The 17,435-nt window shown below is 36.2% G+C and carries 22 protein-coding genes; 12 read left to right on the top strand and 10 right to left on the bottom strand.

Annotation, left to right across the window (positions count from 1 at the left end; translation table 11 throughout):
• Positions 1 to 61: 61 nt before the first annotated feature.
• From NG809_RS09000 to NG809_RS08965, 8 genes are all read left to right on the top strand, one after another.
• Positions 62 to 280, top strand: coding sequence for a DUF2683 family protein (locus tag NG809_RS09000; RefSeq protein ID WP_262149917.1), 219 nt, complete (start codon positions 62 to 64; stop codon positions 278 to 280).
• A complete protein-coding gene (locus NG809_RS08995; protein WP_317619160.1) occupies positions 270 to 566 on the top strand; it encodes a type II toxin-antitoxin system RelE/ParE family toxin in 297 nt (98 codons plus the stop codon). The genes NG809_RS09000 and NG809_RS08995 overlap by 11 nt, the downstream gene beginning before the upstream one ends.
• Positions 567 to 590: 24 nt before the next feature.
• Positions 591 to 1,475 carry a bifunctional 5,10-methylenetetrahydrofolate dehydrogenase/5,10-methenyltetrahydrofolate cyclohydrolase gene (locus NG809_RS08990; RefSeq protein ID WP_262149915.1) on the top strand — a complete coding sequence of 295 codons (885 nt, stop codon included), beginning with the start codon at positions 591 to 593 and terminating at the stop codon, positions 1,473 to 1,475.
• Between the two features lie 50 nt (positions 1,476 to 1,525).
• A complete protein-coding gene (locus NG809_RS08985; RefSeq protein ID WP_262149913.1) occupies positions 1,526 to 2,155 on the top strand; it encodes a 7-carboxy-7-deazaguanine synthase QueE in 630 nt (209 codons plus the stop codon).
• Positions 2,156 to 2,224: 69 nt separating this feature from the next.
• Positions 2,225 to 3,559, top strand: coding sequence for an exopolysaccharide biosynthesis polyprenyl glycosylphosphotransferase (locus NG809_RS08980; RefSeq protein WP_262149910.1), 1,335 nt, complete (start codon positions 2,225 to 2,227; stop codon positions 3,557 to 3,559).
• Between the two features lie 85 nt (positions 3,560 to 3,644).
• On the top strand, positions 3,645 to 4,397 hold the full coding sequence (locus tag NG809_RS08975; RefSeq protein WP_262149908.1) for an MlaE family ABC transporter permease: 753 nt from the start codon (positions 3,645 to 3,647) through the stop codon (positions 4,395 to 4,397).
• On the top strand, positions 4,397 to 5,212 hold the full coding sequence (locus tag NG809_RS08970; RefSeq protein WP_262149906.1) for an ABC transporter ATP-binding protein: 816 nt from the start codon (positions 4,397 to 4,399) through the stop codon (positions 5,210 to 5,212). Before NG809_RS08975 ends, NG809_RS08970 begins: the two co-directional genes overlap by 1 nt.
• Entirely contained in the window at positions 5,196 to 5,825 is a 630-nt protein-coding gene (locus NG809_RS08965) for a porin family protein (protein WP_262149904.1), read from the top strand. Before NG809_RS08970 ends, NG809_RS08965 begins: the two co-directional genes overlap by 17 nt.
• A gap of 34 nt (positions 5,826 to 5,859) precedes the next feature.
• Here the strand turns inward: NG809_RS08965 and NG809_RS08960 are convergent, their stop codons facing one another.
• Complete coding sequence (locus NG809_RS08960; RefSeq protein WP_262149902.1) at positions 5,860 to 6,177, bottom strand: hypothetical protein; 318 nt, start codon at positions 6,175 to 6,177, stop codon at positions 5,860 to 5,862.
• A 66-nt stretch (positions 6,178 to 6,243) separates the two neighbouring features.
• Positions 6,244 to 7,050, bottom strand: a complete 807-nt coding sequence (locus NG809_RS08955) for a M48 family metallopeptidase (RefSeq protein ID WP_262149901.1) — start codon at positions 7,048 to 7,050, stop codon at positions 6,244 to 6,246.
• 112 nt (positions 7,051 to 7,162) lie between these two features.
• On the opposite strand from NG809_RS08955, the gene NG809_RS08950 reads away from it, so the two are divergent.
• Entirely contained in the window at positions 7,163 to 7,711 is a 549-nt protein-coding gene (locus tag NG809_RS08950) for a DUF4251 domain-containing protein (protein ID WP_262149899.1), read from the top strand.
• On the opposite strand, the gene meaB is transcribed toward NG809_RS08950, so the two are convergent.
• Positions 7,708 to 8,694, bottom strand: coding sequence for a methylmalonyl Co-A mutase-associated GTPase MeaB (meaB, locus tag NG809_RS08945; RefSeq protein WP_262149898.1), 987 nt, complete (start codon positions 8,692 to 8,694; stop codon positions 7,708 to 7,710). The two genes, NG809_RS08950 and meaB, sit on opposite strands and share 4 nt — an antisense overlap.
• A 131-nt stretch (positions 8,695 to 8,825) precedes the next feature.
• Here meaB and NG809_RS08940 point away from each other — a divergent pair, with 131 nt between their 5' ends.
• Both NG809_RS08940 and NG809_RS08935 read left to right on the top strand, forming a co-directional pair.
• The gene (locus NG809_RS08940) at positions 8,826 to 9,125 is read left to right on the top strand and encodes a cytochrome C (protein WP_262149897.1); all 300 of its coding nucleotides are present in this window, start codon (positions 8,826 to 8,828) and stop codon (positions 9,123 to 9,125) included.
• A 189-nt stretch (positions 9,126 to 9,314) separates the two neighbouring features.
• On the top strand, positions 9,315 to 9,947 hold the full coding sequence (locus tag NG809_RS08935; RefSeq protein ID WP_262149896.1) for an NAD(P)H-dependent oxidoreductase: 633 nt from the start codon (positions 9,315 to 9,317) through the stop codon (positions 9,945 to 9,947).
• Positions 9,948 to 10,008: 61 nt separating this feature from the next.
• On the opposite strand, the gene NG809_RS08930 is transcribed toward NG809_RS08935, so the two are convergent.
• The 7 genes from NG809_RS08930 to hemA form a co-directional block, all read right to left on the bottom strand.
• Positions 10,009 to 10,548 (bottom strand): hypothetical protein, encoded by a 540-nt coding sequence (locus tag NG809_RS08930; protein WP_262149895.1) that lies wholly within the window; start codon positions 10,546 to 10,548, stop codon positions 10,009 to 10,011.
• A complete protein-coding gene (gene hemE, locus NG809_RS08925; RefSeq protein ID WP_262149893.1) occupies positions 10,548 to 11,579 on the bottom strand; it encodes a uroporphyrinogen decarboxylase in 1,032 nt (343 codons plus the stop codon). Before hemE ends, NG809_RS08930 begins: the two co-directional genes overlap by 1 nt.
• A 30-nt stretch (positions 11,580 to 11,609) precedes the next feature.
• The gene (locus NG809_RS08920) at positions 11,610 to 12,287 is read right to left on the bottom strand and encodes a uroporphyrinogen-III synthase (protein ID WP_262149891.1); all 678 of its coding nucleotides are present in this window, start codon (positions 12,285 to 12,287) and stop codon (positions 11,610 to 11,612) included.
• 243 nt (positions 12,288 to 12,530) lie between these two features.
• Positions 12,531 to 13,187, bottom strand: coding sequence for a peptidoglycan recognition protein family protein (locus NG809_RS08915; protein WP_262149889.1), 657 nt, complete (start codon positions 13,185 to 13,187; stop codon positions 12,531 to 12,533).
• Positions 13,188 to 13,193: 6 nt separating this feature from the next.
• Positions 13,194 to 13,775, bottom strand: a complete 582-nt coding sequence (locus NG809_RS08910) for a DUF1287 domain-containing protein (RefSeq protein WP_262149888.1) — start codon at positions 13,773 to 13,775, stop codon at positions 13,194 to 13,196.
• A 203-nt stretch (positions 13,776 to 13,978) separates the two neighbouring features.
• Positions 13,979 to 14,887, bottom strand: a complete 909-nt coding sequence (hemC, locus tag NG809_RS08905) for a hydroxymethylbilane synthase (RefSeq protein WP_262149887.1) — start codon at positions 14,885 to 14,887, stop codon at positions 13,979 to 13,981.
• Positions 14,874 to 16,148 carry a glutamyl-tRNA reductase gene (hemA, locus tag NG809_RS08900; protein WP_262149886.1) on the bottom strand — a complete coding sequence of 425 codons (1,275 nt, stop codon included), beginning with the start codon at positions 16,146 to 16,148 and terminating at the stop codon, positions 14,874 to 14,876. The genes hemC and hemA overlap by 14 nt, the downstream gene beginning before the upstream one ends.
• Before the next feature lie 236 nt (positions 16,149 to 16,384).
• Between hemA and NG809_RS08895 the strand changes: the two genes are divergently transcribed.
• Positions 16,385 to 17,410, top strand: coding sequence for a rod shape-determining protein (locus tag NG809_RS08895; protein WP_262149884.1), 1,026 nt, complete (start codon positions 16,385 to 16,387; stop codon positions 17,408 to 17,410).
• Positions 17,411 to 17,435: the final 25 nt, after the last annotated feature.

The following is a 17,435-nucleotide window of genomic DNA, read 5'->3' as shown; positions in this document are numbered from 1 at the left end:
TGAATTATAGCTATAACTGAACTATTACGGATTTTCATTAATTTTGAATAAAAATAAGATCATGAGTACAATTACAATACATCTTAAGGATAAAGAAGAGGAAACTCTAATTCAAAATCTTTTACAGAAAATGAAAATCAGTTTTGAGAAAGAGGAAGATGATTTTGATTTGACTGAGGAAATGATTGAAGCCATTGAGAGAGGCTTACAGCAAGATAAATCTACAGCTGTCGATGGCAGAGAGTCTTTGAAAAGAATCAGAGCTAAATATAGAATTTAGCTTTAAATTTCTCCCTATTGCAGAAGAAAATATTGAGGTTGCTACAGATTATTATGCTGGGATTTCAATGAAGGTTTTGAAAAGTTTTAATAAACAGTTAGATCTTTCCATCAGCAGAATTTTAATTAATCCATATTTTCAAAAACGATATAAAGATGTCACAGCTTTACCGTTGCGAAAATTTCCCTACATCATTTTCTATGAAGTCGACGAGACAGAAAAAATGATTTATATCCTTTCCGTTTTTTGCACCCATCAAAATCCGGAAAAATATCCTAAAATCTAATAAAAGTAAAAAATAAAAGTAAAAATGGCAGAAATTCTTGACGGATTAAAAGTTTCCAAAGAAATAAAAGCAGAAATAAAGGTTGAAGTAGAGAAAATTCTCGCAAGCAAAAGAAGAGCTCCGCATTTGGTGGCAATTTTAGTCGGGAACAACGGTGCGAGCAAAGCTTATGTAAACGCAAAAGTGAAAGATTGCGAGGAAGTTGGTTTTCAATCAAGTTTAATTAAATTTTCGAGCACAGTTTCAGAATCTGAATTGCTGGAGAAAATTGATGAGTTAAATAAATCCAAAGCGGTTGACGGTTTCATCGTTCAATTGCCATTGCCGGATCAGATCGATCAGGAAAAGATTATCAATGCAATTGACCCAAGAAAAGATGTTGATGGTTTCCACCCTACAAATTTCGGGAAAATGGCCTTGGAAATGGATACTTTTCTTCCTGCAACTCCATTCGGAATTTTAACTTTATTGGAAAGATACAATATCGAAACGAAAGGTAAAGACTGTGTAATCATCGGTAGAAGTAAGATAGTAGGAAGACCAATGAGTATTTTAATGGGAAGAAAAGATTTCCCTGGAAATTCTACGGTTACTTTGACGCACTCTTACACAAAAGACATCGAAGAATACACGAAAAAAGCAGACATAGTGATTACAGCTTTAGGCGACCCTCATTTTTTGAAAGGTGAAATGATCAAAGACGGAGCCGTAATCGTTGACGTGGGAATTACAAGAGTGGATGACGATTCTCCAAAAGGGTATTACCTGGCAGGTGACGTTGATTTTGACAGCTGTGCAGAAAAAGCAAGCTGGATCACGCCGGTTCCGGGAGGAGTCGGGCCAATGACAAGAGCAATGTTGATGAAAAACACCATCATTGCCTACAAAACTTCGGTTTACAACGATTAATTAATTAAACCTTGAAGGTTTCAAAAACCTTCAAGGTTTGGAATAGAAAAATGGATTTAGTAGAAGATATATTATTAAAAGAAGGTAAAATGCTCCCGGTGATGGAGCATTTTTACACTATTCAGGGGGAAGGTGCGCATACCGGAAAGGCGGCGTACTTCATCAGGCTGGGCGGTTGCGATGTCGGTTGCCATTGGTGTGATGTGAAAGAAAGCTGGGATCCTGCGCTTCACCCTTTAATGAATGCTGAGGAAATTGCAGAAACTGCTGCCAGCCACTGTAAAATTATTGTTTTGACAGGTGGCGAACCATTGATGTGGAATCTGGATGTGTTAACCGGAAAGCTTAAAGAATTGGGCTGCACCGTTCACATCGAAACTTCCGGAGCTTATCCCATGAGTGGACAATTGGATTGGATTACCCTTTCGCCAAAGAAAACCGGCCTTCCAAAAGAGGAGATTTATCAGAAAGCCCATGAATTGAAAGTGATTGTTTTCAATAATAATGATTTGAAATTTGCCGAGGAGCAGGCTGCGAAAGTTTCTGAAAACTGCAGATTATATCTTCAAAGCGAATGGAGCAAGCGTGAGGAAATCTATCCTAAAATCACAGGTTTTATTCTTGCAAATCCCCGTTGGCAGGCATCTGTTCAGACGCATAAATACTTGAATATCCCTTAAAAATCGTTATCTTAGCCGATAAGTTTTCAGTACGAGATGCAGAGAATACGGTACTCCAGATATTTAAAAATGATCATTGTTTTGCTAGACCTTTTGGTTCTGGCTTCGGTGTTCATTTTTTTTTATGTAAGCCGGAATTCAGAGCTGATTCACAATGCACACCTTTGGTATGAAAATTCTTTTCCGCTGTTGCTGCTTATTTCGTTTTGGCTACTTTTAAGCGGACGAACAAAAATTTACAATATTCCCCGAAATTTAACTTATACCTTATTTACAGAGCGAATTATTGCACAATTTATTCTATTTGTCATAGGTTTGGTTCTGATCCGGAAAGTGAGTGACAATCAGTTCTTTAGCAGTGAGTTGGCATGGCTTTCACTGTATTTGTTTGTCTTCGTAATGATTTCAAAATCAATAATTTATTTTGGGATTAAATATTTAAGGTCTCGTGGTGTAAACAACAGAAACATCATGTTTTTAGAAGAAAATGCATCAACTGAGGTCTTGAAAAACTTTTTGAAAGAAAGAAAAGATTTTGGATACAGGATTTTTGATTTTAAACCATCTTTAGTTCCTCATGAAATTACTTCATTTTGGAAAAAAAACGGAATTCATACAGTCTTTATTCCCACTCAAAACTCAATAGATAAGAAGACAGAAGAGGCTGTTTTTAAACTCGCCGAAGAAAATAAGGTGAATGTTACAATGGTACCTTCAATTTCTCAGAATGAGTTTTTTCTCTACGACCTCGAATACATCAAAACACAGCCTGTTTTAAAGCAGACAAAATATCCTTTAGACTATTTTTCAAATTTTATTCTCAAACGGATTTTCGATATTGTTTTTTCGGTCTTTGTTTTGCTATTCATCTGTTCGTGGATGTTTCCTCTAATAGCCATTTTAATTAAAATTTCCTCAAATGGTCCGGTTTTTTTTATCCAAAAGAGATATGGTTTTCATGAAGGGGTTTTTTGTTGCCTGAAATTCAGAACGATGGTGGTAAATGAAGATTCATCCACCAAAACGACTGAAAAGAATGACAAAAGAATTACAAAAATTGGAAAGTTTCTGAGAAAATCAAGCCTTGATGAGTTGCCTCAATTTATCAATGTTTTGAAAGGCGAGATGTCTGTAGTAGGGCCAAGGCCACACATGCTTGCGGTTGACAACCATTACAGGCAGAAAATTGGAAGATACAGTCTTCGGAGCATGGTCAATCCTGGAATTACAGGTCTTGCTCAGGTCAACGGTCTTCGTGGTGACGATGGAAATGTAGAAGTTGAAATGAATAAAAGAGTTTTGGCGGATGCTTTTTATGTGAGAAACTGGAGTTTTGTACTGGATCTTGTAATTATCCTGAAAACCGTTTTTCTCATTTTTACAGGAGATAAAAAAGCGGGTTGAAAACCCATTTGAAAGGTTAATATTTGAGATTTAATCTTCATTTCATGTTCAATTTATTTAAATAAAAATAGTATAATTTAGCAGAATGTTAAAAAAGTTTTTTACAGCCATAGGAGAATACATGATCCTGATCGGTAAATCTCTACAGAAGCCCCAGAAAATGAGGGTTTTCTGGAAGCTGTTTATGCGGGAAATTAATGATTTGGGTGTTAATTCGTTCGGGTTGGTTATCTTCACATCCATATTTGTGGGAGCGGTAGTTGCCATCCAGATGTTTAATAATTTTGATGCATCTTCATTCCCAATTCCTCCTGCGTTTGTTGGGTACGCTACCAAAGCTGTTTTGGTACTTGAGTTTGCACCTACGATTATCAGTTTGATTTTAGCCGGAAAAGTGGGGTCTTACATTGCGTCAACAATAGGAACCATGCGTGTTTCAGAACAGATTGATGCTTTAGATATTATGGGAGTTAATTCACCCAATTTTTTGATCCTACCTAAGATACTTGCCTGTCTGATTTTCAATCCTATTTTAATAGCGATAAGTATTGTTTTCGGTATTTTAGGAGGTTATATTGCCGGAATGATCACTGGTAGCTGGACAACCGCGGATTATATAAGCGGGATCCAGATGTATATGCCTAATCTTTTCATCTACTATGCTTTTGCCAAAACTATTGTTTTTGCTTTTGTGATTGCTTCAGTTCCTTCCTATTTCGGGTACAATGTGAAAGGTGGCTCACTGGAAGTGGGTAGAGCAAGTACACAGGCGGTAGTTTGGACGATGGTTTTCATCATTATTTCCGAATTGCTTTTAACACAATTAATATTAAGCTGATGATTGAGGTAAAAAATCTTAAAAAGAGTTTTGGTGATGTTGAAGTGCTAAAAGGAATTTCAACCACCTTCGAAAAAGGTAAAACTAACCTGATTATCGGGCAGAGCGGTTCGGGAAAAACCGTTTTTCTGAAAAGTTTACTGAATGTTTTCCAGCCATCATCAGGGGAAATTCTGTTTGATGGAAGAGATATCAACATTATGAACCGTGAAGAAAAGCAGCAACTCCGTTCAGAAATTGGAACATTATTTCAGGGCAGTGCACTTTTTGATTCGATGACAGTGGAAGAAAATATTATGTTTCCGCTGGATATGTTTACCAATCTTACTTTCAGAGAGAAAAAAAGAAGGGTTTTTGAGGTAATCGGAAGAGTGCATTTGGATAAAGCCAACAGAAAGTTTCCGTCTGAAATCTCAGGAGGAATGCAGAAACGTGTGGCGATTGCCAGGGCGATTGTAAACCATCCGAAATATCTGTTCTGTGATGAGCCGAATTCAGGATTAGATCCCTACACATCAAATGTTATTGACGATCTTTTGGTGGAAATTACGCAGGAGTACGACACCACAACCATTATCAACACCCACGATATGAACTCGGTAATGACGATAGGCCAAAAAATCGTTTATCTGAGATTGGGTATTAAAGAATGGGAAGGCGACAAAGATATCCTCATCACTGCGGGCAATAAAAATCTGATTGATTTCGTTTATTCATCAGAATTATTCAAAGAATTGAGGGAATATTTACTTGAAAATAATAAAACGATTGAAAATACAATCACTAATATTGACGAAAATGAAAAAAGTTCTTAGCATCGCTTTAATAGGAATTTCAATGGGAGCAACTGCACAGATTTCATTAGCCGGAAAGGCCAATTTAATCTTTCCGACAGGTTCGCCATCCTGGAAAAACATTTCAAATTCTGCCACCGCTGCGTTTGAAAACAAAGGAAGTAATAACGTTGGTTTCAACGTTGGTCTTTCTGTAAAAGTTGATTTACCCTTAGGATTTTTTGCAATGCCTGAGGTGTACTACACAACATTTAAAAACGAATTCACAGATCCTGTTTCGAACACCACTTTTGATGTGAAAAACAACAGATTGGATGTTCCGCTTTTGGTTGGACATAAAGTTTTAGGTAACACACTTGGAGTATTTATTGGCCCTGTAATGAGCTACAATCTCGCTAAGGAAGACACGTACAATGATTTTGTAGAAAATTCTAAAAACCAATTTACAGTAGGTTATCAGTTTGGTGCACAGGTAGAATTGAAGAGTCTTGTATTGAATGCAAAATATGAGGGTGCTTTAACGAAAGATCAAAGAGACTTTGTGAGAAGAGTAGGAGGTGCGGGAAATACAGAAACCATCCGTTATGACAACAGAGCTAATCTTTTCATGGTCGGTGTCGGATACAAATTCTAAATCAGATTCTGTCTTAATACAAAAAATCCTCAAATTAAATTTGAGGATTTCTGTTTTGTTCTCTGTTGAGCTCTGCTTCCCTTTGGGCAATTTGCTGGGCTTTAAGTTCCATTTCAGCTTTTTCCTGCTGAAGCTGTTTATATTCTTTTCGTCGTTGTTCTTCTTTAATTGCAGAACCTTTGCTTGAATAACCAACGATTCCTCCGATGATTAAACCAATTCCTACGCCACCCATGATTCCCATTACGTGAGGAAGACCAATTTCCTCTGTTGTGAAACCATCAGTTGTAAGGTAGAAAAGCAAAATTGCTATTGCTAAAAGTACGATTCCCGTTATCGATAGATTTTTCATAGTTTTAAATTTAAATAAGATTAAAAAAAAGCCTGATTTATAATGGAATCAGGCAATATTTTATATTTAAAGTCTTCCTCCAGCTGCTTTATAATATTCTAAAGCCTGAGGTAGATTTTTGTTTAAACCTGAAATTCTGGTCTCAGGATTCGGGTGTGTAGAAAGGAATTCCGGTTGTCTTGCTCCTGTAGAAGCCGATTCCATTCTCTGCCAGAAAGGGATTGACTGTCTTGGATCGTATCCGGCCATCGACATTAAATATAATCCCATCTGATCTGCTTCAGATTCCTGATTTCGCCCATATTTTAATAAAGCTACCTGCGATCCGATAGGGTAAGCCGCCTGAAATACTTTTGCCCATTGTGCATTGGATATTGAACCACCCAAGATCTGTCCGCCATATTGCGCAACCATAGACTGAGAAATTCTCTCGTTTCCGTGACCTGCAAGAGCGTGAGAAACTTCGTGTCCCATCACAACAGCTAAACCTGTCTCGTCTTTAGTAATTGGCAAAATTCCGGTATAAACTGCAACTTTTCCGCCAGGCATACACCATGCGTTAATCTGTTTGTCCTGAATTAAATTAAACTCCCATGCATAATTGGCCAGATCAGCCTGCCTGCCGATGTTTGCATAATATTTTTCTGCTGCATTCTTTATTTTATTCCCTACATTTACCACCCGGTTGGCGTCTGCCGTTCCTTTTACCACTTTTGATCCAGTAAGTGTAGTTTTGTATTCCTGAGATGCCATGGTAAGGATCTCAGAATTATTTGCAATCTGAAGTGAAGATCTGCCGGTAATTGGGTTGGTTGTACATGCTGCAGCAGTTAGTAAAGCTGCGCCTAACCCTAAAAAGAATTTAGTTTTCATTGTTTCGCGTGTTAATATTGGCTGTCTTACAATTTTTGTTCCAAACGGAAAACAAAATATTATATTAGCACAAAATTTGTTATGTATAATGCTAATCTTATTTAATTAAATTATGAAAAAATATATTGTATTTATTCTTATGTTCGGGTTTATCCTGAATTTCCAGAATATTTCAGCGCAGGAAATGTCACCGGCAGAAACAAATGCTCTGGTTAATTCTGATGAATTCAGCTTTCATGCAGAAAGAGCCAACCCAACCAATTATGATGTCATCAACATCGCCAACTCAATGCCGAATGCGCCTGCCGTACGAATGTTTCAGTTACAGGGTGACGGATATGGTTTCAGTATAAATAAGAACGAGCTCGAAGTCGTTTTGCCATATTTCGGAAGATCTTTTAACCCAAGCTATAATAATCCCGATGGTAATAGTTATAGATTTACTTCAAAAGACTTTACCATAGAAAAATCTCAGAAGAAAAAAGGAAAATGGATTTATAAAATCCAGCCGAAAGACGTTACGAATGTATCTGATATTTTCATTGAAATTTTTAAGAACGGAAAAGCTTTGGTTTCAATCAAAAGCAACGACAGACAGCCGATTTCTTACGACGGATATATTTCTAAAACAGAAATTCAGACTAAAAAAGATAAACTTTAATCTTCATTATTAAGGAATTTGTCAACAAATAATTTTGCTTCAGAACTTGGATTTGAAACCTGTTCTGAAGCATTTTTTTTGTGCTCAAAATAAGCTTCTTCAAACAGATTATTTTTTTTCAGCGAAGCTAAAATATATTCCTGAACCCAGTACTCAAAGCGTTTTTCTGACTGCTGTTTTCTTATCAGCTCAAATCTTCCGGATTTCTTTTTTAATGAAATGAAATCATCAATTTTATCAAAAACATCTTCCAGACCTTTATTATGTAAAGCTGAACCTAATAAAATCTGAACTTTCCAGTCCTTCTCCTTCGGTGGAATAAAATCCAAAGCACGTTTCAGTTCAAGTCTTGTGTTTTTAGCTTTCTGAAGGTTGTCGTCATCTACTTTATTAATGAAAATCACATCAGTCATCTCCATAATCCCTCTTTTGATTCCCTGAAGCTCGTCTCCGCCACCAATAATTTTTAAAAATAAAAAAACATCCGTAATGTCGGCTACTAAAGTTTCAGATTGCCCTACACCAACGGTTTCAATTAAAATATAGTCGTAACCCGCAGCTTCACAGATAAGCATTGTTTCAAACGTAGCATTGGCAACGCCTCCCAAAAATCCAGAACTCGGGGAAGGTCTGATGAAAGCGTTTTCTTCTTTAGTCAGTTCCTCCATTCTGGTTTTGTCGCCCAAAATACTTCCTTTGTTGATGGCAGAGCTTGGATCGATTGCCAAAACAGCCACTTTTTTACCTTTTGAAATTGCCAGAAGTCCAAAATTTTCTATAAAAGTTGATTTTCCTGCTCCCGGAACGCCTGTAATTCCTACACGAATGGATTTTCCAGTAAATGGCATAATCTGTTTCAGCAAATCTTCAGCCTGCTTTCTGTGTTCGGCTTTTTTGCTTTCAACCAAAGTAATAGCTTTGCCAATCAGGCGTTTGTTGCCTGAACGTACTCCCTCGAAAAGTTCCTGTGTAGAGATTTTCATCGATTCAAAAATATAAAAATTTAAAGGAAAAAGCGTTTAATGAAAGTCTTAATTTTAATGCTTCTAAATTAAGTTTTGAGAACACAAAATAAAATCTGAAACACTAATTTTGTTTATCAAACTTTTATAAAATGAAAAAACTCATAGGAACTTCTCTTTTAGCAGCATTGCTTTTCGCGTCGTGCACACCAAAAGCGGTTGTTGCAACAACTACAGCTCCTGCAGCAGCTACAAGTACTTCTGAACAACTGGCTCAAGGGAAAACAATTTTCGAAAATTCTTGCAAAAAATGTCACGGTCTGCCAAAACCAGATGATTTTACTTCTGTGGAGTGGGTAGGAATTATGAATTCCATGGCTCCTAAAGCAAGGTTGACAGACGAGCAACACCAATGGGTTTACGACTATATTGTTTCAGCAAAAACAAAATAATATTTTTAAAATTTAAATTAAATCTCTTTTATTATGGAAGAGATTTTTTTGTGGCTAAATATTTTCCCTTTTAACCAATTGTAACCTTTTTTGTTACATTATAGATTTTAGCAATAGCACAAATAGCCTGTTGATGGGCTTTTTTATTGAATTTTCTTCTAATTTTGTTCCGTAAAATTTATTCAACACATGGAATTATTAGAAAAACTAAACTGGAGATTTGCTACAAAAGCAATGAACGGACAGAAAGTGTCTCAGGAAAAATTAGATAAAATATTAGAAGCGGCAAGGCTGGCTCCCACATCAAGCGGTTTGCAGCCTGTAGAAATTATTGTCATCAGCAATCAGGAAATTAAGGAACAGATAAAACCTCACGCCTGGAATCAACCGCAGATTACGGATTGTTCGCACCTTTTGGTTTTTGCAGCTTGGGATAATTACACCGAAGAGAGAATCAACAAAATGTTTGATCTGACCAATGAAATCAGAGGTTTTAAAAACGAGGGCTGGGAAAATTACAGACAGCAGCTTTTAGCAATGTATCCACCGAGAACTGCTGAAGAAAACTTTAATCATGCGGCGAAACAGGCTTACATTCCTTTCAGTGCGGCGATTATTGCTGCAGCTTTTGAAGGCGTGGATTCTACACCGATGGAAGGTTTTTCGCCTGAAGCTGTGGATAAAATTTTAAATCTAAAAGAGAAAGGTCTGAAAAGCGTTCTTCTTCTACCAATCGGTTACAGAGATTCTGAAAATGACTGGTTGGTGAACCTGACTAAAGTGAGAAAATCCAAAGAAGATTTTATTACAGAATTAAATTAAGAGCTAAGTTTTTTTCATAGAAAATCCCTTTCAAATTATTTTGAAAGGGATTTTTGTTTTATTAATCGGATTCAATTTTATGTCCAAACCGTATAAAAAGATTTTTTAGACTTTGATAAACACTTATATCAGCATCTATGAAATGTTTATTTGAATTTTGAATAAATTCACAGGAAAAACAAATGTTTAAAACCTCAATAATCGTATCATTTCTATCATAAAATACGATAGCATCACGATAAACTGGAGCACACATCCAAGCTGGAACGTTTTCCGTTTTAGTTTTAAGTATCTTTGTTAACTCTGTTGCTTCATAATCGTTCGAATAAAATCTCTTCAGTTTTTCAGCGGAGTAATGAAGTTTTTGATCTTCATCAACTAAAAATTGAACATTATGCAATTGTAAATTCAGATCAATAAGTTTTTGATTTTCTTCAACACTCAAATCTTCAGATTTATATTTTTCTGATAGCAGATCACACACTTCTCCTTTTTCAATTATGATTTTTTCAAAATCCGAACCACGTTGTAAAGAATAGGTTTCAAAATATTCAAAATCAAGAATGTGCTTCAATTCAGATAGATCAATATTGGAGTTCATTAATTATTTGGCTTCCAATCCACAACGGCTCTGATAAACGCTTCAGCATTCTCCACAGGAATATTCGGTAAAATCCCGTGTCCTAAATTGACAATATATTGATCCTTTCCAAAACGGTTAATCATCTCATGAACCATTTTTCTGATTGTTTCAGGAGTTGAATGCAATCTCGATGGGTCAAAATTCCCCTGTAAAGTCACAGAATTATTGGTGAATTTTCTTGCTAATTCCGGAGTGATCGTCCAGTCAACGCCCAGTGCAGAGGCTTTTGATTTCGTCATATCTTCCAAAGCAAACCAGCAGCCTTTTCCGAAAACCACAACATGAGTCAACGGTGCCAAAGCTTCAACAATCTGGTTGATGTACTGATATGAAAACTCCTGATAATCTGCCGGAGACAGCATTCCGCCCCAAGAATCGAAAACCTGAACTGCAGAAACACCTTTTTCAACTTTTCTTTTCAGATAAGCAATCGTTGTATCTGTGATTTTTTGTAATAATTTATGCGCCGCTTCGGTTTGCAGGAAACAGAAAGATTTAGCAATATTAAAATCTTTCGAACCTCTTCCTTCGATGCAGTAACACAAAATTGTCCAAGGAGAACCTGCGAATCCAATCAAAGGAATTTCGTTATCCAGCTTTTCCAAAGTCATTTCTATCGCGTCGAAAACGTATCCTAAAGTGTCGTTCACATCAGGAACAACGATGTTATCCACCTGTTCTGCAGTTCTGATGGGCTCCTCCAACCACGGACCAACTGATTCTTTCATTTTGAAATCAATTCCCATCGCTTGAGGAACTACCAGAATGTCTGAAAACAAAATCGCAGCATCCAACGGAAATCTTCTGATGGGCTGAACAGTGATTTCAGAGGCCAGTTCCGGAGTCTGGCATCTTGTGAAGAAGTCGTATTTGTCACGAAGGGCAATGAATTCCGGCAAATATCTTCCTGCCTGTCTCATCATCCAAACCGGCGGTCTTTCTACAGTTTCGCCACGAAGTGCTTTTAAATATAGGTCGTTTTTTATCATAACTTAGCTTTTGGCTTCTGGCTCATGGCTTTAAAAGCTCAGGTTTGCAGACAGCATTTTTAATAAATCTTCTAAATTGTTTTTTCTACTGGTAAAAATTTTATTATCAGTAAATTTTTTTAATTCTTTGGAAGTGGTTTCGCCAATCGAAAAAAGGAGTGTGTTTTCCAGAGGATTATTTTTCGCAAAACTACGAACTCCGCTTGGGCTAAAAAAAACTATGGCGTGATATTTCTCAGTAATTGTCGGATTGAGCTCTTCAGTCTCATAAACCACTACTTTTTTATACTGAATATTTTGCAGCGGAAGTTTTTTATCCAAAACGTCAAGCGCCAAATTTCCACAGAAATGAATGAATTTTTGTTGCGAACATTTTTCAATAATAAACTTTAAAAGCGTTTCGGCATTTTTTAAAACTTTAAAGGTTCCGAAACCGTTTTTCCGAAGTTCTCTCTTGGTTTTTTCGCCAACGCAGTAGATTTTGTTGTAGTTTTTTGACGTAAAATCTTCATCAGGCTTAAAACCGTTTTCGAAAAAGGATTTTACACCGTTTGCGCTTGTGAAAATCAATGAATTGTCTTTTAAATCAAAACTTTTTACTGGAAGGGATTTTATTTTGATGACCTCAATTGTTTCAAACGAAATATCACTTCCCAATTTCTCGGAGATATATTCTTTTTTTAAATTTTTGGTAAATAAAATGTTCATTTTATAAAAGAAAATGTTTTGGACTACTATCTGTTTTAAAATCGCAAAGTCCTACTATTAAATTGAAATAACGAAGTTTTTTAATTAGATTTGAATGTTCGTTTTGTTATAATTCTCAATAACAATAGTCATTTTGTCATTCCGTAGGGATCTAAACGGTTTTATATTAGCGCATTGAGATTCTTTCAGAATGACAAAAATACTGCTAAAAACCTAAAGTTTATTTTAGATGAAAGATTAGTTTTAAGGTTTCTCTTTTAATTTTAAATCAGAAACTTTCTGTCGTACTTTGTTCATAAAATCTTTTCCGGGATCTTCCTTTCCTGTAAAATATTTCGGGTCAGATTCTTTCCACAGTTTTGAATTCCTGAAAACTCCGTATTCCGAATGGCCGATGAGGTATTCAATTTTATATTTTTGAGTTAAGTGTCTGACTAATTGTGCGTTGGCTTCGATTTGTTTTTCGGTGAGTGACTGAGTTTTACTTCCTATATTTTCAACTCCTATTGCACAGTAATTTAAACCAATCGTGTGTCTCGCAAACTGATTGGGTTCCATCAGTTGATAAACCGTGCCGTCACGATCAACGATGAATTGTGATGAAACATTAAGCGTGCTTTGTTTTTTTAATGTATTTCTGGCACTTTCGAGATGTGTGTTGTTAAAATATTTAAAATTACTTTCCACCGTTCCGCCAGCCGTGTAATGCAAAACAATCATTTTAGGAACAATGGTTGGCGTTTTCTGGATTAAACCGTGATGGTCTTTGAGATATTCCAGACTCAAACGGACTCTTTCTGAAGAATAATTAATAGGTTTTTCAATAATTTTTAAACCTGAATTCTGTGCAGAACTGAAATGTAAAATGAATAAAAAAAGAAGGAAAATTACCTTTTTCATGCCTGATTATTTTGAATATTGGTAATGTCCCGTAATCGTAAATTTAAAAAGACAATCCTCAATGACCTGTCCGCCACCGATGTTGTGAACAATTAAATATCTTTTTCCGTCCGCTGATTTTTTGTTGACTACAATTCCGATGTGAGTTAAATTTCCGGGAAGAAGCCACGTCACGATATCTCCGGGAGCGTAGAGTGCAGGATTGGTTTCAATAGATTTTGATTTCCCGAATTTGGCAAAGAAAACCCTCAGATTGGGAACTCTTCTGTGGTCAATGTTGGTGTCCGGTCTTTTTAAACCCCAGTTTTTCGGATATTTTGAGAAGTTTTTCTTCATATCTTCATGCACTTCCTTCTGAAGATCAATTCCCAGTTTTCTGTATGCACGTATGACCACATCTGTGCAAACGCCTTTGTCAGCGGGAACATCGCCGTTCGGATATTTGATTGAAAAATAGGCAGGATCGTAAACTACACGGTCTTTTGTCAGACTCAAAGCAGCGTCAGACAGTTTTTGGGCAAACTGATTCTGCGCGTTGGCTGCAAAAACAAAAAACAGAAGAATGAGTATGGAAAAATATTTTTTCATTATTTAGAAATTTGAAGATAGACTTTCTGTAAAGTTCAAAAATTAAATCCAAACAATAAAGAATCTGAAATATAAAGAAATGTTAAGATTTAAATCAAATCGAAATTAAGCAGTCTTCCAAATCTATTTTGTTAGAAATTTCCTTTAAAAAACTTTAACGTTTCAATAGCAACTTTGAATCTTAAATTTTAAATCTTGAATTTTTAGATCTGATTTTTAATCTCCGCCATCAGCTCTTTTCCGCCGTTTTCCAAAACGATATTCGCAAACTTAGCTCCGAAATTTTCTTCCTCATTAAATTCAAAACTTTCGTCGGTGGCGATATAATTTCTACCATCGAGCGAGCAGAGTGCCGCTTTTAATCTGATTTTATCTTCAAATCTTTCTGCAAAAGCACCAATTGGAGCGGTACAGCCACCTTCAAGAGTAGTCAGGAAATTTCTTTCAATTTCCACGCAGATTTGGGTTTCTCTGTGATTGATTTGAGCTAAAATTTCGTTGATCTCTTTCTTCTCCGAATGTCCGGCAACAGCCACAACACCCTGAGACGCAGCAGGAATCATCATTGGAAGGAATTCGTAATCGATATCCATTTTCATTCTTTTGATTCCGGCAAGTGATAAAATTGTCGCATCAAAATCCTGTTCCTCCAGTTTCTGAAGCCGGGTCTGAATGTTTCCTCTGATGTCGAAAAATTCCGTTTCCGGATATTGTTTTAACCAAAAAGCTCGTCTTCTTAAACTGCTTGTGGCTAATTTAAGTTCGTGCAATTCTTTATTAACAGCAGATTTTCTTCTGATTAAAACATCCTGTGGGAAATCTCTCGCCAGACAGGCCACGATTTCTATGTTTTCTGGAAGTTTTGTGGGAACATCTTTCAATGAATGTACAGCAATGTCAATTTCGTCATTCAGTAAAGCAATATCTAAATCTCTCGTGAAAACACCCGTAATTCCCAATGAATAAAGCGGTTGGGTAAGATTTTTGTCGCCTGAAGAAACAATCGGAACAATTTCGGTTGTGTAATTTAATTCCTGCAGTTTTTCTGCCACTTCCTCTGCCTGCCACAGGGCGAGCGCAGATTTTCTTGTTCCTATTCTAATGTTTTTCATTGAATTCATTGTTGGGTTGTTCAACTAAAATTTCGTGCATCAGTTTGCTGATTTCTTCCGCTTTCAGAGGATTATCGATGATGTATTTTGCAAAACGGTTGGTAATTTTCTGAATCATTTTTTCAGAAAGTTCCATATCATTGATGTCGATGTATTTGTTTTTTCTGTAAAAGTTGTGCATTTCATTGCGTTCCATATTTTTCAGAACGGCTTTGAAATGATGAATGTTCGGTGCCAGTTTTCTCTTTTTTTCCCATTCAAGAAAATCTTTGGTCATTTCTTTAATGATGACTTCCGCTTTCGGGATTTCCTTTTCCCTCTGCTGAATGGTTTCCTGAATCTGTTTTGAAAGTTCGTCAACATCGATCAATGTTACATTTTCAAGTTCAGAAACGTTTTTATCAACATTATGTGGAATCGAAAGGTCGATAATCAGTGTTTCTTTTCCGTTAGTCAAATGAGATTTGTTGATAATCGGAATTTTTGCACCGGTGGCAACGATCAGAATATCTGTGTTTTCCAGTTCTTTATCAAAATCAGCGTAGTCAATATTTGGAATATTGTATTTTTCAGAAATCTTTGCTGCTTTTTCCTGAGTTCGGTTAGCGATTTTTATTTTGGGCTGATAAACGTGTTTTACTAAATTTTCAACTGTGTTTTGACCAATTTCTCCAACGCCGAGAAGAAGAATATTTTTTTCGGTAATTCTTTTTTGATTGTTTAAAATGTAATGTACGGCAGCGTAAGAAACTGAAGCTGCTCCGTTGGAAATTGCCGTTTCATTTTTTATCCTTTTTGAGATCTGAATCGCAGAATTTATTGATCTTTCTAAAAAAGGATTTGAATTTTTTCTTTCTTTCTTAAAACGGGCATACGCTTTTTTGATTTGTCCGATAATTTCAAAGTCACCAATAATCTGACTTTCCAAGCCTGCTGCCACTCTGAAAAGATGCTTCAGAGCTTCTTCCTTAGTTAAAATATTGGCAAAATGTAAAAAATCGGTAAGCTGTACATCAATGGTTTTGCAGTACTCTTCGGCTATGAGAAGGTAATTGTTGGTCGTCGTATAAATTTCTGTGCGGTTGCAGGTAGACACAACGAATGCGTCACCAAGATCCTGCTCGTGAACTTTGGTAACGAAACTTTTGATGTTTTCATCAAAAAAAGCAAATTTTCCTCTGGTCTCGACATCCGCTTTCTCATAACTGATTGACAGCACGGCAAAATTGGATGTCTGATGTACTTTAGAATACTGTATCATAAACAGGTGCAAATTTAAAGTTTTTTTATCAAAGCTTTTTGTGATTTGATAAATGATAAATATCGTCTAAAGCTATTTATAATGATGATAAACAAAGAAAATTGTATTGAATGGAATTGGGCAGACTGTTAAGAGAAGCTTAAAAATTTAATAAAATTTTAACCAAATTATTTAAAATGAGACTTTATGACTAATGTTAAATTTATATCTTTGTAAACTTAAATCAGCAGAAACTTATGGGCTTATTCGATATGTTTACGCAAGAGATTGCGATAGACTTGGGAACCGCAAATACTCTTATCATACATAATAATAAAATTGTTATTGACCAACCTTCTATTGTTGCCATTGAGCGTTCCACAGGAAAGCCAATTGCAGTGGGGGAGCAGGCAAAACATATGCAGGGTAAGACGCACGAAGATATCAAGACCATCCGTCCTTTGAAAGACGGTGTAATTGCAGATTTTCATGCTTCGGAGCACATGATTAAGGAGTTTATTAAGAAAATTCCTGGTATTAAAGGGAAATTTATTCAGCCTGCTTTAAGAATTGTAATCTGTATCCCTTCAGGAATTACGGAGGTTGAAAAAAGAGCGGTAAGAGATTCTGCCCAAAAGGTTAATGCAAAAGAAGTACGTTTGATTTATGAACCAATGGCAGCTGCAATAGGAGTTGGTATTGATGTTCAGAAACCGGAAGGTAACATGATTATCGACATCGGTGGTGGTACAACAGAAATTGCTGTCGTTGCTTTGGGAGGTATTGTCTGCGATAAATCTGTGAAAATTGCAGGAGACGTATTTACAAATGATATCGCATATTTTTTAAGAACGCATCATAATTTATATATCGGAGAAAGAACTGCTGAAAGAGTTAAAATTGAAGTGGGTTCTGCGGTTGAAGATTTGGATGTGGATATCGATGATATTCCGGTGCAGGGAAGAGACCTTATTACAGGTAAACCAAAAGAAATTATGGTGGGCTACAAAGAAATTGCCCGCGCTTTGGATAAATCAATCATCAGAATTGAAGATTCTGTAATGGAAACTTTATCGCTTACTCCTCCGGAACTGGCGGCTGATATCTACAAAACAGGTATTTATCTTGCCGGTGGTGGTGCTTTGCTGAGAGGTTTGGCAGACAGACTTCACAAGAAAACAGGTCTTCCGGTTTTTGTAGCAGAAGATCCTTTGAGAGCTGTTGTAAGAGGTACGGGTATCGCACTTAAGAATATGGATAAATTCAATTTCTTAATTAAATAATTTTAACCTTTTACGACCTTTTATC

This window comes from Chryseobacterium foetidum (genome assembly GCF_025457425.1).
Lineage (GTDB): Bacteria > Bacteroidota > Bacteroidia > Flavobacteriales > Weeksellaceae > Chryseobacterium > Chryseobacterium foetidum.
The sequence above is the reverse complement of the archived record's forward strand: the minus strand, read 5'-3'. Positions and strand labels throughout refer to the sequence as shown.